The organism is Hymenobacter ruricola (genome assembly GCF_015694525.1).
Lineage (GTDB): Bacteria > Bacteroidota > Bacteroidia > Cytophagales > Hymenobacteraceae > Hymenobacter > Hymenobacter ruricola.
This window is the reverse complement of sequence record NZ_JADQDM010000001.1, coordinates 776,642-792,172: the sequence shown is the minus strand read 5'-3', so window position 1 is coordinate 792,172 and position 15,531 is coordinate 776,642. Positions and strand designations below refer to the sequence as shown.

The window sequence follows — 15,531 nt, the reverse complement described above, 5'->3', positions numbered from 1 at the left end:
TCTTATGAAAAAACTTGTTTGCGGCGCGCTGGCGCTGCTGCCCGCCCTGACCCAGGCGCAGGCCCCCACTGAAAACTTTGTGGTGAAAGGCACCGTGGGCGCCAAAGCCAACGTCACCAAAGCCTACCTGCGCTACGTGCAGGCGCAAAAATGGCTGGTCGACTCGGCGGCCGTGAAGAATGGCCGTTTCGAGTTCAAAGGCGCGGTGTCTGAGCCGGGCCGTGCCACGCTGGTCCTTAGCCACAACGGTACCTCGCTGGCCAACTCGAAGGACGCGACCAAGGACTTTTTCTTCGTGGAGCAGGGCACCATTGCCATCAGCATGCCCGATTCGGCCACCAAAGCCGTGGTGCGCGGCACGCCGCTCAACGACGAGAAAACCAAACTAGGGGCCGCGCTGAAATCCTTGGACGACCGCTACGAGGCCTTCGTCAAAGAATACCGCGCCCAGCCCGAGGCCACCCGCAAAGACCCGGCATACATCAAGCAGCTCGAAGCCAAGCTCGACCCCATCGAGGCCGAGCAGAAAGCCATTCGGACCGCCTACGTGAAGGCCCACCCCGACACCCGCTATAGCTTGTTTGTGCTACAGGACGTGGGCGGGTCGGTGCCCGAAGTGACGTCGTATGCGGCACTCTACCAGGGCCTGAGCGCTAACCTGCGCAACACGCCGCGGGGCCAGCGCATCGATGAACAGATTAGGCGCCTGCAGAAGGTGGCCATCGGCTCGATGGCCCCCGATTTCACCCAGAACACCCCCGACAATGTGCCCGTGAAGCTGAGCAGCCTGCGCGGCAAATACGTGCTGATTGACTTCTGGGCGAGCTGGTGCGGCCCCTGCCGCCAGGAAAACCCCAACGTGGTGCAGGCCTTCAACACCTACAAAGACAAGGGATTCACCGTGCTGGGCGTGTCCTTGGACCGCGAAGGCGCCCACGACGCCTGGGTGAAAGCCATCCAGAAAGACAACCTGACCTGGACGCACGTCTCGGACCTGAAATATTGGAACAACGCCGCCGCGCAGGAATACGGCGTGCAGGCCATTCCGCAAAACTTTCTGCTCGACCCGCAGGGCAAAATCGTGGCCACCAACCTGCGCGGCGAGGAGCTGCAAAGCACCCTCGGCAAGCTGCTGAACAAGGTGAACTAGCGCTTTTTAGCAACGCATATTTACGCCGCAAATCAGGGCCGCTTTCTAAACAAAGCGGCCCTGATTTGCGGCTTTTTTGGCCGTCATGTCGAGCTTGTCGAGACATCTCGCGTGCCACCACTAATCAACAAGGATTACTGCCCCACGCGAGATGTGTCGACAAGCTCGACATGACGTTCTGTTTTTTTGTTTAACGCTTACCTCATTCATGGAAGCTGCTTTTTCGCAACAATACGAGTTGGTTCGCAGCGCCCGCGCGGCGTTGCTGGATTATTGCGCCACGCTCAGCCCCGCGCACTTTGTGGCGCCCGTGGCGGCCTTCAACCACAGCAGCATCCGCGACTTGCTGGTGCACATGGCGGCCTGCTACGATTTCTGGCTGGGCCAATCGGCGCTGCAGCGCCCTGCGCGGCCCCGGCCGGCCCCCGAAACCGTGCCCGACGTGGCGGCCCTGCGGCGGCTTTTTGGGGAAGCCGATGCGTTGGTGGCGGATTTCGGGCAGCACTTTGCCGGCCGGTGGCTGGAGCCCGTGCCGGTGGCGGTGCCGCGCCAGCGGGTGCCCCAGCCGTTTTCGCCGCTGCACTTGTTCACCCACGTCATTACCCACGAGTTTCACCACAAAGGCCAGGTGCTGAGCATGAGCCGGCAGCTGGGCTACACGCCGGTGGATACCGACGCCATCCGGACCTAGCCCGTACCGTGGCGTGGACTCTGCAAGTCCGCGCACTAAGGGGTATTCGTCTAAGCGCGGACTCGCAGAGTCCACGCTACGGAACGGCCGTCAGCCCAACCTTCGGCCCCTTTTTCCGGTTAGTGCAGCTCATTCCTACACTGCTTTTTTCGCTATGCAAACCCGTGAACTCGGCCGCTCCGGCCTCTCTATCTCGCCGCTCATGCTGGGCGGCAACGTCTTTGGCTGGACCATCGACGAGGCTACTTCCTTCGCCGTACTCGACGCCTTCGTGGCGGGCGGCGGCAACGCCATCGACACGGCCGACGGCTACTCGGTGTGGGTGCCCGGCCACGTGGGCGGCGAGTCCGAAACCATCATCGGCAAGTGGCTGCAGCGGCGCGGGCGCCGCGACGACGTCGTCATCGCCACCAAAGTGGGCTGGGAGGTAAACGCCGATAACAAAGGCCTGAAGAAAGACTACATCCTGCGCGCCGTGGAAGGCTCGCTCCGGCGCCTGCAAACCGACTACCTCGACCTCTACCAGTCGCATAAAGACGACCCCACCACGCCCGTGGAGGAAACCCTGGAAGCCTACGCCCAACTGGTGAAGGAAGGCAAGGTGCGCGCCATCGGCGCCTCCAACTTTACCAAAGAGCGCCTGCAAGAGTCCTTGGCTGCCAGCCAGCAGCACGGTTTCCCACGCTACGAGACGCTGCAAAACCTCTACAACCTCTACGACCGAGAGGATTTCGAGAAGAACCTGGCGGCCATTTTATTGGAAGAAAACATCAGCGCCATTCCGTACTACGGCCTCGCCGCCGGCTTCCTCACCGGCAAGTACCGCTCCGAAGCCGACTTGCAAAAGAGCCCGCGCGGCGGCGGCGTGGGCCAGAAGTATTTGAATGAAAAAGGCTTAGCCATCCTCACGGCCCTCGATGCGGTGGCTGACCGGCACTCGGCCACGCCGGCCCAGGTGGCGCTGGCCTGGCTGATGCAGGCACCCGCCGTGACGGCGCCCATTGCCAGCGCCACCAGCGTGGGCCAGGTCACGGAACTGCTCGAAGCCACCGAGCTGCGCCTGACCGCCGACGACTTGCAGACGCTGGAGCAGGCGCAGCCGGCGAAGGCCGAGTAAAAGCCATTATACAAGAACGGTCATGCTGAGCTTGTCGAAGCATCTCGCGTGTGGTAGTAATCCAATCGCAAGAAAAGAATTACTACCACACGCGAGATGCTTCGACAAGCTCAGCATGACCGTTCTTGTATCCTCTATTTCCAGCCTTACTGCTTGTATTCAACGCGAATAAAGCGGTCGGCTACCTCGCCCATATTTTCCACGGCATGCCCGCAGCGGCGGGGCCGGTTGTTGAAAGCGGAGAACCATGCGGGCACAGAAAGCTGCTGGCCACTGGCTTGCAAAAACAGATAGCCGACCCGGCCTTGATTCCCCTGCTGGCTTGCAACCCGCCGCCACGCGCAACGCCCCCGAGCCGGTGCGCAGCCGGTGCTAAGCGGATGCGCGCCGATTCGGGGGCGTAAAAAAGATTCCGGCCTGCTACCCGGCAACTACCGCAATTCCAGCAAGTAGGGGTTTTTGGCCAGCAAGGCCTCGCGCTGGGGCGCGTTGTGGCCGCGGGTGATGAGCTCAACCGTGAAGTCGTCCTCGGTCAGGCCCTCCGGATTTACGGCCATGAGCGGAAAAGCCGCCTTCACCTCCAAATGCGTTTGGCAATTAAGGCAGTAGCCCGAATCCCAGCGGCTCAGCACCGATTTATACCCCACCAACCGCTTTTTTCCGCCCACGTTGGCATACGCCACCACGATGAACGACCCCTTGATGGGCGCTTTGTTGATGCGGGAAACGTGCAGGGTTTTCAGCTTAACCGCCGCCTGCGGGGCTGCTGCCGGGGCTGCCGGCGAGGCCACCAACGGGGCTGCCTGCGTGGCCGCTACCGGCGGCAGGTCTTCCAGCGAGCCCGGGCTGTAGGTGTAGCCCAGCTGGGTTTCGATGTTGATGCAGTCGCGGGAGGTGTAGATTTGCCCGCCTTCCAGCTTCTGAAACGGGTTCAAAGGCGAGTCGAGGTTCAGCGGGGTATCGGGGGCGAAACCGGGGGTTGGGCCCTGGCTGTCGGAGGAACTCGTGCCGTGGTAGCCGTCGATGATTTCGAGTTGGTCGACGGCGTTGTGCCGCTTCTGCCACAGCCAAAACACCCGGTCCACGTTGCAGTGGTGGAAGTAGAAAATGGGGTCCAGCGCGGCGGTGTCGTTTTCACCCATGTCGCCGTTGGCATCGGGGATGGGAGAAAAATCCCCCTGCGACGGCACGTCGAACCCCCCGGTAGCCAGGTGGATATCGTTGTGGGGCTGCTCGAGGGGCATCACTTGGTTGTTCTGGTTTTCGGGCTGCGTGTTCCACTCCTGCGCCGAAGTGGTGTTGGAAAACACGGTGTAGTTGGGCGCCTGCAAGCATTGCTCAAACTCCTTGAGTATCCCGATGGGTTGAGCCGGCTGAATGGGCTCATCGGGCGTTACCTCGAAATCGTGCTGCAGCCACCGGACAATGTTGCCGTTGAGCAGCTTGACGTTCTGGTCGTAGTCGGCGTACTGGGCGTTGTGTGTCGTGGTCTGCTGCTGGTCGGCGGGCGTGCCCACGAGGCCCGACAGCGGGTAGCGCACGGTTTCGTAGCCCGCCGGCTTGCTGTATTCGGAATTATCGCCCCCCACCTGGTCGACGATGGCCACCGGGAAAGTGAAGGACAGGAGGGGGTTGGGGATTTTTTCGCCGGTCGCAAACGTGTAGGTCGCATCGGTCAGGGCCGTCGGAATTCCCTGCGCCAGCGCTTCGGCCGTGGTCTGGTCCCAGTACGGCAGCATCACGTCCTCGCAGCCGGGAATGCTCTGCAAAGCCTCTTCTACCTTGAGGCAATACACGCGGTGCCAGGTGGGAAACAGCACGTTGCCGTGGTTGCAGTAGCCGCCCCAGTACGCCCCGTTGGTTTCGCCCTCGCCCCGGAAAGGCTCGCCGTGGTAGCCGCCCAGGTTAAAAAAAGACCGGGGGTCGTCGGGGTTCAGCTCTTTGATGCCTTTCCAGGCGCGCATCAGGTCGTCCAGGGGCTTGGGGTTGCCGGCGGCGTGGTCTTGTTGTAGCTCCACGATGGAGCGCCGGGTGCGAAGGGAAGCGGTGGGGTTCATGCGGGTAAATCGGTTTTGGTTAGCGATGAGGAAGTGAGCGAGAAGTTTTGAAGGAGTGAGCCCGTTACCAGCGCGCCGATTCCGGCCAGGGCCAGCCAGGACTGCAGCGGAAACACGTTGCGGGCCAGCAGGATGCAGGCCGCCCCCACCACGCTGCACGCAAACGGCCAGTACCGCCGGGCAGCCAGCTGCCGAAACAGCAGGTACAAATGCACCAGCAGCAAGCCCATCAACGCCGGCAGCATCCAGGGCTGGTAAGCCGGCAGCCGCGCGATGCCAATGCTGCCGAGCACGCTCATGTAAGCGGCCCAGCAGAGCGGGCATTTGGGAAAAAATGCAATGCCGATGCTGACCAGCGCCGCGGGCACGGACTTGGCCAGGCGCCCTGCCCGGCCCCGGGCCCGCGAGGGCTGAAGGCGTGGTGCCGGCTGGGAGCAGCCGCACCCGCAGGCAGCCGTGTTGGCGATAGCATCCATGTCTATCAAGTAGCTGGTTAAGTGGTAGAAGCCTGGCAAAAGTAGGCCACGGCCAATGCCTTCCTCCACGTAGAAACACCCGATTTGGTCGCCCCGTATTTCTACCTGCATCCGTTGCCCGCGCCGCCTTTTCCGCTGCCCAACCAGTCACTTACTCAAACGCTTATGCGTGACCCGTCCGGCTTTTGCCGGGCAGTTTCGGGACATCAAGGCAAAAAAGCCGCCCACCGGGGACGCGAATGTTTCGGTCCCCGGTGGGCGGCTTTTGCGGTTGGTGGCTGGCCCGGCCGGCAGTTGGGTTGCGGCCACCCGATGCCCGGGCCCTACTGCGCCGCCACGTCGGCAAACTCGTAGGTGCGGGCCACTTCCAGCGGCCGGCCGTCGGCTTCGGCGTAGGGGTACACGAAGTAGTTGAGCGGCGGGCCGGCTTGCCTGGGCGCCAGCTCCACGTCGCGGCCGCGGGTGAACTCGACGCGGTTTTCGTCGTGGGCGCCGAAGAAGTAGTTGCGCCTGGCGGGGTTCTTGGCCGCTTCGGAGGCGTCGACGGGCACCCAGCCGGTTTGCGGGGTGTAGAACTCGGCCCAGCAGTGGTAGCCTTTCACTTCGCCCTTGCCGCGCTCGGGCGGCAGCGGCAGGCCAATGCTGAAGCGCGCCGGAATGCCCAGGCTGCGGCAGTAGCCGATGACGATGGCGTGGAAATCGGTGCAGTTGCCGCGGCGGGCGTCGCAGGCGTAGTAGATGTCGCCGCGGCCCCAGCCCTGGCCGCTTTTGTCGTAGGTCACGGTGCTCACCACGTGCTCGTAGATGGCGCGGGCTTTTTCGAGGTCGGTTTTGGCGCCGGCTTTGGCCACTACTTCTTCGGCTTGCTGCTTGATTTTGGCATCGAGCGGCACCAGGCGGTCGGGGCCGAGCCATCGGGCCATGTTGGGGTCGGCTTTTTCCTTGGCAGGCTTGGCCGTGGGGGCGTTGGCGCGCAGGTTGAGGTGCTCGCGGCGCGTGATGTGGGCCGTGAGCTTCACCACCAGCGGCGCGGTGGGCACGGCGGCGGGCTGCAAATGCAGCATCTGGTTGCCGTAAGCCCCCTTTTCAATTTTGTAGGGCACCGGCGACTCTATTTTGAGGTCGCGCACGTCCTGGCTGGCGTCGGCGTGCGGCACGGGCAGCCACAGGTCCAGGTTTTTGGTGCCGGCCGGCGGCACGGGCACGGTGGCGGTGCTGGTGAGCACGAACGTGCGGCTGCGCGGGGCGGCGGGCGTGGGCGCGGGTTTGGCGCCGCGGTAGCCGGGCAGCAGCACGCACGCGCCCAGCAGCCCGGCCCACACGGCCGGGCGGTTCAACAAGGAAAGGTTCACGGAAACGGGGCAACAAGTCGCTGCTGGCGGGCGTCAATCGAGCTGGATGAAAACCCAACGGCTTCCATTAGACGACCAACGCAACGTGCAATGCCCGCCCACGCGACGCCGCGCGGGCGCCCGCCAGTCAGGGCCAACCAGACCCCAGCAGTGCGCCAAAGGTACGGCCGGCGCCCCCGCCGCAAGCCGCGAACGGCCCTCCGAAGGCGTTGAAGCTCCCTCCGAAGCTTGCAAACTCACCTCCGACGCCTCTGAAACTCTCTCCGAAGTTTCGGAAAGCCCCTCCGACGCTTGTGTACCGACCTCCGGAGAGCTGCGCAAACCGGCGTGAGAGGGCAGCCACTACTTTTGGGGCATGAAACCCACTGGCCTGCCGGTACTGGCCCTCGCCTCGTTTCCCCAGGCACACCCGCCCGCGCCCTACTACGCCGAGCGGCTGGAAACGCACGTCGTCCGGTTTCCGCACGTCAACGTGGCCCACGCCCACGATTTTTACCTATTGCTCTACATCACCGCAGGCACGGGCACGCACACCGTTGATTTGGTAACGTATGACCTAAGGCCGGGCAGCGTGTTTTTTCTGGCGCCGGGGCAGGTGCACCAGTGGCGGCTGGGGCCGGAGACGCGCGGCTTCGTAGTGTTTTTCTCGGCCGATTTCTACCTGTTTCGCTACCCCGGCAACGGGCTCTACGCCTATCCCTTCTTCGGCAGCGCGCACCCGCCCGTGCTCTACCTGCCGCCCACCGAAACCGAAATCCGGCCCCTGTTCGAGTGCCTGCTGGATGAGTACACCGCGCCCTACACCAATCAGGCTGAGGTGTTTCGCAGCTACCTGCACCTGGCCCTGGAGCTCAGCGCCCGCCACTGCCCCGCCCCGCCCGCCGAGGCCGAAACCGGCCCCGCGCTCCAGCAAATCCGCCAGTTCGGCGCGCTGCTCAACGAGCACTACCGAACCAAGCGCAGCGTGCGCGACTACGCCGAGCTGCTGCACCTTTCGGCCAACCACCTCAACGCCCTGTGCCGCCGCGTGCTCAACAAAACGGCCAGCGCCCTCATCCACGAGCGGGTTATCACGGAGGCGCAGCGGCTGCTGAGCCACTCCGGGCTGGGCGTGGCCCAGGTGGCGTATGAGCTGGGCTTTGAGGACGCTTCGTACTTCGTGCGCTACTTCCGCAAGTACGCCGGCACCACGCCGGAGGCCTTCCGGCAGCAGCGTTGATTTGTCCTGTAAGAAGCCGGAAGCGGGCTGCGAGCCCGGGCCGGGCGCCCGGTAATTTTGGGACATCAATGCGGCAGCTGCCGCGCCGGCCTCTCGCGCATGGGCGCGGGCCGCATTCTCCCGTATAAATTGTACCGCCTCATGCATCCCTCTTCCGCCCCGGTTATGGCCGACCCCACCGATACGTCCGAATTCGTCGATTCCACCGCGCTGGCGCTGCTGCAGCTGCGCTGCCCGCGCTGCCACCAGGGCAAGCTCTTCAGCACCTCGGCCCTGAACGTGACTCGCTTTGCCCAGATGCCCGAGCAGTGCCCCGTGTGCGGCCAAAGCTTCGAACCCGAGCCGGGCTTCTACTTTGGCTCCATGTTCATCACCTTCGCCTTCAACGTGGCCACCTTCCTGGGGCTGGGCGTGCTGATTTACTACCTCCTGGACAACCCCGATACGTGGGTGTACGTGAGCATCATCACCGGCGTCACGGTCCTGTTCACGCCGCTCATCCTGCGCTACTCGCGCGCCCTGATGCTGTACTTGTTCGGCGGTGTGCAGTACCGGAAGGGAGTTAAGAGCTAAGGGTTAGAAGTTAAGGCTGTCATCCTGAGCGCAGCGAAGGACCTTCTCACGCTGAACGACTGGCAGTAATCAAGACGATGCAAACGTGAAAAGGTCCTTCGCTCCGCTCAGGATGACAGCCCCAACTCTTAACTTTTAACTCCTCCTTCCTACCGCAGCGTCTGCGCCCGCCACACGTTATTGTAAGGGTTGGCGTCGGGCAGCAGCTTGGTGGCGTTGAGGCGCACCAGCGTGAGCGGCGTGGTGGAATTGTAGCGGAAGGTCCAGGTGCCGCCGCGCTGCCAGATTTCGACGGGCAGCTTCACGCGCGACTTTTTGCCGTTGGTTTCCGTCACGTCGGCCGTCACGGGCATGGCAGCCTGGCCCTTGTTTTCAATGGTGATGAGGGCGCCCTGGGCGGGGTCCTGGTTCACGTAGGTGACGGTGGTCACGGCCTGGTCCAGCGTCCAGTTGTTGTACACCCACTCCTGCCAGAACCAGCTCAAATCCTCGCCGCTGGCCTCGTTCATAGTCCGGAAAAAGTCCTTCGGCTGCGGGTGCTTGAAGGCCCAGCGCCGAATGTAGGTGCGGAAAGCGTAGTCGAACCGCTCCGGCCCAAGGATTTCTGAGCGCAGCAGAAACAGGCCGTAGCCCATCTTGCTGTAGGCCGCGTAGCCGAGGTAATTGGAGGGCGTCACGTCGGGCACGGTGTAGGGCGGCACGGTGGCCGGGTCCGTCATGTAGCGAATGTTGCCCTGCACCAGCCGGGCGGTGTCGTTCAGCTGCTTGGCGTACTCGCCGTTGTTGAAATTATTAGAGGAAAGAATGTTGATGAAGGTGTTGAAGCCCTCGTCCATCCACGGGTACTTGCGCTCGTTCGAGCCCACTATCATCGGAAACCAGTTGTGGCCGAACTCGTGGTCCGTCACGCTGTACAGGCTGGCCTTGCGGGCCTTGGCGCCGCAAAACACGATGCCCGGGTACTCCATGCCGCCCACCACGCCGGCCACGTTGGTGGCCACCGGGTAGGTGTATTCGTACCACTGCTTCGAGTTGTATTCGATGCTCTTCTTCACGTACTCCGTGCTCCGGTTCCAGGCCGTGTCCTGGGCCACCTCCGTTGGGTAGAGCGACATGGCCAAGGACTTGCGCCCGCTGGGCAGGTTCATCTTGGCCGCGTCCCACACAAAAGCCGCCGAAGCGGCCCAGGCCACATCCCGCGCCCGCTGGCACTTGAAGTGCCAGGTCAGGCGGCCATTTTTGCCGCTGGGGCGCGAGCCCGCCTGCGTCACCTCGTCCGCCGAGCGCACCGTCACGGTCTGGTCGGAGCCGGCGGCCTTGGCCAGGCGGCTTTGCTGGGCGCTGGTGAGCACCTCGCCGGGGTTCACCAGCTCGCCCGAGCCGCCCACCAGGAAGTTCGCGGGCACGTTCACCGCGTAGTCGAAGTTGCCGTATTCGAGGTAAAACTCGGCCGTGAGGTAGGGCAGCGTGTTCCAGCCTTCCACGTCGTCGTACACGGCCATACGCGGGTACCACTGCGCAATTTCAAAGATTTCGCCGTTTTTGGTTTTCAGACGGCCCAGGCGGTCGGAGCCGTACTCGGGCACGTTGAAGCCGTAGTCGACGTGGATGGCCAGCTTGTCGCCTTTGGGCTTCAGCGCCTCGGGCAGTATGATTTGCATCCGGGTGTCCTGCACACGGTAGTTGGCCTTCATTTTCTTGCCGTGCAGCTCAATGGTCACGCTCTGCAATGAGTCGCCACCCTGGAAGCCGCGCGCCCCGTTGCCGAAGCGCCCGCCGCCCACCGGCGTCACGGCCGCCCCGCGCGAGGTTTCCTTGTACAGGTTCTGCTCAAGGTAGAGCCACACGAAGGGCAAGGCGTCGGGGCTGTTGTTGGTGTAGGTGATGTCGACGGAGGCCGTCACGCGGGCGGCTTGGTCGTCGAGGCGGGCGTTGATTTTGTAGTCGGCCGCGTTTTGCCAGTACTGGGCGCCGGGCTGGCCGCCGGCCGTGCGCGTGGGCGTGGCCAGTTGCTCAATAAACGAGGGGTAGAACAGCGCGCGGGCATCGTAGGCCGGGCCAGTACCGGCCGGCGGCCCCTGAAACTGGGCCACCGCCGGGCCCGCCAGCAGCAGCGCCGCGCTCAGCAAAAATGTAGATTTCATGAAGGAAAGGGGAAGAATAGTGACAAAAAAGAACGGAAATCGTCTGTTTTTTGCCAAAGGTAATGGCGCGGCCCCGCCCCTACGCCAGCTTTTGGCGCACCAGCTGCATCAGGTCGTTCAGGTCGGCGTCCGCCATTTCCTTGGCGTCAATAAATGGCGTCAGCGCGCCGGTTTCGGCCACAGCGAAAGCGGCCGGCAGCCGGTGCCCGCGCCACTGCGGATGCTCGCGCTCAAACTCGTCGCGGTGCCGAAACTCCACCGGCACGGGCAGGCTTTTGATGAAATCCCGCCACTGCGGCCGCATGCGGGTGGCGCCGTAGGTCACGGCGCACAGCGCGCACGGGTAAGTGCCTGGCGAAAGGATTTTGTGGAACGTGTCTTTCAGGCCCGCCAGCAGGCCGGTGTCGGCGTTGTACACGAAAAGCAGGCGCTGGGGCATGGCGAAACGAACAAGTGAACGGAGCGCAAGTACGCGCCAGGCCGCTCAACCGAGCCACGTGGCGCCGCCTGCAGCCCCGGGAGCCGTTGCTACGGCTCGTGCTTAGCTTTGCCCACTCCCTAATTTTTGTCATGGACGTATGAAGCTGTTTTACTGTTTTTTCCTGCTGGTATTCGGCGCCGCGCTGCGCACAAGCGGCCAAAACATCTATCCGGAGAAATTCGACGGGTGCCATCTCTCTCACTTCTGCCTCGATTGCGGCGAGCCCAAGGCGGCCTATCCAGCCGATTTGACGGCGTATTTCCGGGAAAAACTGCCCGCCGAAGCCACCAAACGCCTCAAGGGCCTGGCCCTGGTGCAGGTGCTGGTCGATTCGGCGGGGCACCCCTGCGTCCTCAGCCAGGTGAGCAACCTGGGGCCGCAAGCCCTGGCCCAGCTCAACTTGCGCGGGCTCATCAACGGGATGGGGCCCTGGGCGCCGGCCCAGGAGAAGGGCAAGCCCGTGAATGCGTCGTCCAGCCTGCGGTTTGCGTTTGAGGGCGGCCAGGCGGCCGTGACGTACCAGCGCTTTGACTTTTCGAAGCAAACCAACCTGAAGTCGGTGGGCACCGTCGAAATCCTGAACAAACGCCAGCAATACCCCGCGCATCCCAAGGGCGCGAAGCTGGAAGTGTTTACCCAGCAGAACTCCATCGTGCCGTGGGACATGATGCGCGTGGCTTGCCCCGACCAGAACAACACCGTGTGGGTGGGCACCGACAACGGCCTAGTCAAAATCGAGCACGGCCGCATGACCCTGCTGAACGCCTCCAACTCGGGCCTGCGCACGAAAGGCGACAACAAAGTAGGCCTGCTGGACGGCGCCGTGGACGCCCACAACAACAAGTGGTTTTCGGAGGGCTACGCAGCCTACCGCTACGACGGCACCACCTGGACGCGCTTCGACTCCACTTCCGCCCCGTTGCGCTGGATTACGGGCATCCACGCCGACGCCAACGGCAACGTGTATTTCAGCGGCAGCCACGGCCTGGCGCGCTACGACGGCACGAAATGGAGTGCCCTCACCGCCCAAAACAGCCAACTGCCGGCCGGCATGACCATTGGCACTTTTGTGGACCGCAAAAACCGCCTGTGGGTCAGTTCCTACAAAGGCACGGTGCGGCTGCACGAGGACGCGCGGGAGGTATTCACCAACGGCCCCACGCCGTTGGGCAGCGCCACGTTCACCTGCGCCGCCGAAGACGCCGACGGCGCCATTTGGTTTGGGTTGTACGACGCGGACAAGAGCAAGCAGCACAGCGGCCTGGCCAAATACACCCCCGACGGCAAGTGGGAAGTCTTCACGGCCGCCAACTCCGGCTACCCCGGCAACGACGTGCTGGACGTGGCCATCGACCAGCAGCGGCGCGTGGTGTGGGCCAGCGTCAACCGCGTGGGCCTGTGCCGGTTCGATGGCAAGGAGTGGACGCTTTTCACGCCCGAAAACTCGGCCGTGCCCAGCACCGTCATCACCGATATTTCGCTCGATGCCGAGGGCACGCTGTGGGGCGCCACCCACGCCGGCCTGCTGAAGCTGCAGCCGCGCTAAGGCGTTGCCGGGCGGCGGGCGAGGCGGCAGAAGCGGACGGCCACAGGACAGGGTTTGCCGGGCAACGTTGCAACGCCGCGCCCCGGCCCGAAAAGCCCCGGCCTTCGGGCCGGGGCTTTTCGGGTAACCAACGGACGATAAAGCGCGGTAACTGCTGACAGCGGCATTGCCGCGAAAAGCAGAGGAGCGACGTAAACCGAAACCTGCTGGGCTCAAATTCTGACCATGGACTTGCTTGGCACTCTGTTCTTTCTGTACATCCTGTTCGCGTTCGGGTCGGGGGCAATTGGGCTGCTGATGCTCCTGCTAAATCGCAACGGCAGCCGCTCCAGGCCCGCCGCTGTTCACCGGAGCCACTTTTTTCTACTGCCTCTCTACTTGCTTCTGCTGGCGGCGGCAGGGTCCGGGCTTTGGGGCTGGTACACCGACGCCACGTACTTCACGCCTGCCCGCGCCGACTTGGTTGGCCAGTATGTGGTTGACAAAGAGCATAGCGACGCCAACCTGGAATCAACGGTTTCGCTCACTCTCAACGCCGACTCTACTTACGTCCTTACCAGCAGCCTGATGCACCCGTCCCGCGGCACCTGGGCCATGCCAAACTGGGAATCGCCGCCCTTCGAGCCGGCCCTTGTGCTGTCCCGCCCCGACGACTTTTATCAAGTCGTGGTTATTCGGCAAGCACAGACGTTTCGACTGGGTATTCAGGGCCGCGACCCGGACGACACGTCGGTGTTGGCATTGAAAAAAAGGGAATAGGAAGGTTATAATTCTCCCCGAAGTCTCCAACTGGCAGCCGCCGCGCCCATCTTTGTGGGCATGTCCGCTCCCGCTGCCCCCCTGCCCTACCTCGTTTTCGATTTTGACAGCACCTTCACCCAGGTTGAAGGGCTCGATGAGCTGGCCGACATTGCCCTGCAAGGCCAGCCCAACCAGGCCGACGTGGTGGCCCAAATCAAGGCCCTCACCGACCAGGGCATGGCCGGCGAAATCGGCTTCCAGGAGTCGCTGAGCCGGCGGCTGGCGCTGCTGGGCGCCAACGAGAAGCACCTGGCCCCGCTCGTGGCCCGCCTCCAAACCAAGGTGAGCGAAAGCATCCGGCGCAACGGCGCCTTCTTCCGGCAGTTTGCCGACCGGATTTACGTGGTGAGCAGCGGCTTCCGCGAGTTCATCGAGCCGGTGGTGGCCGAATTCGGCATCGCGCCCGAGCACGTGCTGGCCAACACCTTCACTTTTGATGACGCCGGCAACATCACCGGCTGCGACCCGGCCAACGTGTTGAGCCGCGACGGCGGCAAGATTCGCCAGCTGGTGCTGCTCGATTTGGACGGGCCGGTGTACGTGCTGGGCGACGGGTATACCGACTACCAAATCCGCGAAGCGGGCCTGGCCCACCGCTTCTACGCTTACACTGAGAATGTTACCCGTCCCAGCGTGGTGGCCCACGCCGACGAAGTGCTGCCAACCTTCGACGAGTTTTTGTACCAACTAAAACTTCCCATGACTCTTTCGTACCCCAAGAACCGCATCAAAGTCCTGCTTCTCGAAAACCCTGATGCCCGCGCCCAGGAGCTGTTCACCCAGGAAGGCTACCAAGTGGACACCGTGCCCGGCGGCTTGGACGAGGACGAGCTAATTGCGCGCATCGAGGGCATGAGCATTCTGGGCATCCGGAGCAAGACGCAGGTGACCCCGCGCGTGCTGGAGGCGGCTAACCGGCTGATTGCCATTGGCGCGTTCTGCATCGGCACGAATCAAATTGACCTCACCGGCGCCATGAAAAAGGGCGTAGCCGTGTTCAATGCCCCTTTCTCCAACACCCGCTCGGTGGTGGAGCTGGCGCTGGGCGAAATCATCGTGCTGGCTCGCCGCATCCCGGAAAAGAACCCCAAAATGCACGCCGGCGAGTGGGATAAGTCGGCCAAGGGCTCGTTCGAGATTCGCGGCAAGACGCTGGGCATCGTGGGCTATGGCAACATCGGCTCGCAGCTGAGCGTGGTGGCCGAGGCCGTGGGCATGAAGGTGGTGTACTACGACGTGGCCGAAAAGCTGCAGCTCGGCAACGCCGTGAAGTGCCGCACCCTGGACGAGCTGCTGGCCCAGGCCGACGTGGTGACGCTGCACATCGACGGCCGGGAGGAGAACACCAACTACATCGGCGCCCGCGAGTTTGGCCTGATGAAGCCCGGCGCGCTGTTCCTCAACAACGCCCGCGGCCACGTGGTGGACGTGCCCGCCCTGGCCGACGCCCTGCGCCGCGGCCACCTCGGCGGCGCGGCCGTGGACGTATTCCCGTACGAGCCCAAAACCAACCACGAAACCTTCGAGAACGAGCTGCGCGGCCTGCCCAACGTGCTGCTAACGCCGCACATCGGCGGCAGCACGGCCGAGGCCCAACGCAACATTGCCGAGTTTGTGCCTGAGCGCATCATGCAGTACATCAACACCGGCAACACCCAGCAGTCGGTCAATTTCCCCAACATCCAGCTGCCCACGCAGCAGGCCCACCGCCTCATCCACATCCACGCCAACGTGCCCGGCGTGCTGGCCAACATCAACAACGTGCTGGCCGCCCACCACGTCAACATCCTCGGCCAGTACCTGAAAACCAACGAAAACATCGGCTACGTCATCACTGACATCAACCGCGAGTACGACCAGGAGGTGATTCAGGCCCTGCGCGCGGTGGCGCACACCATCAAGTTCCGGGTGCTGTACTAGGCGA

13 protein-coding genes are annotated in these 15,531 nt (G+C 63.4%); 8 read left to right on the top strand and 5 right to left on the bottom strand.

What is annotated here, in order from left to right:
* Positions 1 to 4 precede the first annotated feature (4 nt).
* From I2H31_RS03495 to I2H31_RS03485, 3 genes are all read left to right on the top strand, one after another.
* Positions 5 to 1,150, top strand: coding sequence for a TlpA disulfide reductase family protein (locus tag I2H31_RS03495; protein WP_196291598.1), 1,146 nt, complete (start codon positions 5 to 7; stop codon positions 1,148 to 1,150).
* Positions 1,151 to 1,358: 208 nt separating this feature from the next.
* On the top strand, positions 1,359 to 1,841 hold the full coding sequence (locus tag I2H31_RS03490) for a DinB family protein (protein WP_196291597.1): 483 nt from the start codon (positions 1,359 to 1,361) through the stop codon (positions 1,839 to 1,841).
* A 154-nt stretch (positions 1,842 to 1,995) separates the two neighbouring features.
* On the top strand, positions 1,996 to 2,958 hold the full coding sequence (locus I2H31_RS03485) for an aldo/keto reductase (protein WP_196291596.1): 963 nt from the start codon (positions 1,996 to 1,998) through the stop codon (positions 2,956 to 2,958).
* A gap of 431 nt (positions 2,959 to 3,389) precedes the next feature.
* Here I2H31_RS03485 and I2H31_RS03480 read toward each other — a convergent pair whose 3' ends face one another.
* The 3 genes from I2H31_RS03480 to I2H31_RS03470 form a co-directional block, all read right to left on the bottom strand.
* Positions 3,390 to 5,015: a tyrosinase family protein gene (locus tag I2H31_RS03480; RefSeq protein WP_196291595.1), complete on the bottom strand. Its 1,626-nt coding sequence runs from the start codon at positions 5,013 to 5,015 to the stop codon at positions 3,390 to 3,392.
* On the bottom strand, positions 5,012 to 5,491 hold the full coding sequence (locus I2H31_RS03475; RefSeq protein WP_196291594.1) for a hypothetical protein: 480 nt from the start codon (positions 5,489 to 5,491) through the stop codon (positions 5,012 to 5,014). Before I2H31_RS03475 ends, I2H31_RS03480 begins: the two co-directional genes overlap by 4 nt.
* Positions 5,492 to 5,814: 323 nt before the next feature.
* A complete protein-coding gene (locus I2H31_RS03470; RefSeq protein ID WP_317192171.1) occupies positions 5,815 to 6,843 on the bottom strand; it encodes a transglutaminase-like domain-containing protein in 1,029 nt (342 codons plus the stop codon).
* Between the two features lie 355 nt (positions 6,844 to 7,198).
* Between I2H31_RS03470 and I2H31_RS03465 the strand changes: the two genes are divergently transcribed.
* Entirely contained in the window at positions 7,199 to 8,062 is an 864-nt protein-coding gene (locus I2H31_RS03465) for a helix-turn-helix transcriptional regulator (protein ID WP_196291593.1), read from the top strand.
* A 141-nt stretch (positions 8,063 to 8,203) separates the two neighbouring features.
* Positions 8,204 to 8,635 (top strand): DUF983 domain-containing protein, encoded by a 432-nt coding sequence (locus I2H31_RS03460; RefSeq protein ID WP_196291592.1) that lies wholly within the window; start codon positions 8,204 to 8,206, stop codon positions 8,633 to 8,635.
* A 149-nt stretch (positions 8,636 to 8,784) separates the two neighbouring features.
* On the opposite strand, the gene I2H31_RS03455 is transcribed toward I2H31_RS03460, so the two are convergent.
* Together I2H31_RS03455 and I2H31_RS03450 are read right to left on the bottom strand one after the other, a co-directional pair.
* Complete coding sequence (locus tag I2H31_RS03455) at positions 8,785 to 10,779, bottom strand: M1 family metallopeptidase (RefSeq protein ID WP_196291591.1); 1,995 nt, start codon at positions 10,777 to 10,779, stop codon at positions 8,785 to 8,787.
* Between the two features lie 79 nt (positions 10,780 to 10,858).
* On the bottom strand, positions 10,859 to 11,218 hold the full coding sequence (locus tag I2H31_RS03450) for a hypothetical protein (protein WP_196291590.1): 360 nt from the start codon (positions 11,216 to 11,218) through the stop codon (positions 10,859 to 10,861).
* A 139-nt stretch (positions 11,219 to 11,357) separates the two neighbouring features.
* On the opposite strand from I2H31_RS03450, the gene I2H31_RS03445 reads away from it, so the two are divergent.
* From I2H31_RS03445 to serA, 3 genes are all read left to right on the top strand, one after another.
* The gene (locus I2H31_RS03445) at positions 11,358 to 12,806 is read left to right on the top strand and encodes a ligand-binding sensor domain-containing protein (protein WP_196291589.1); all 1,449 of its coding nucleotides are present in this window, start codon (positions 11,358 to 11,360) and stop codon (positions 12,804 to 12,806) included.
* Between the two features lie 225 nt (positions 12,807 to 13,031).
* Positions 13,032 to 13,565, top strand: coding sequence for a hypothetical protein (locus I2H31_RS03440; protein WP_196291588.1), 534 nt, complete (start codon positions 13,032 to 13,034; stop codon positions 13,563 to 13,565).
* 60 nt (positions 13,566 to 13,625) lie between these two features.
* Positions 13,626 to 15,527 (top strand): phosphoglycerate dehydrogenase, encoded by a 1,902-nt coding sequence (serA, locus tag I2H31_RS03435; RefSeq protein WP_196291587.1) that lies wholly within the window; start codon positions 13,626 to 13,628, stop codon positions 15,525 to 15,527.
* Positions 15,528 to 15,531: the final 4 nt, after the last annotated feature.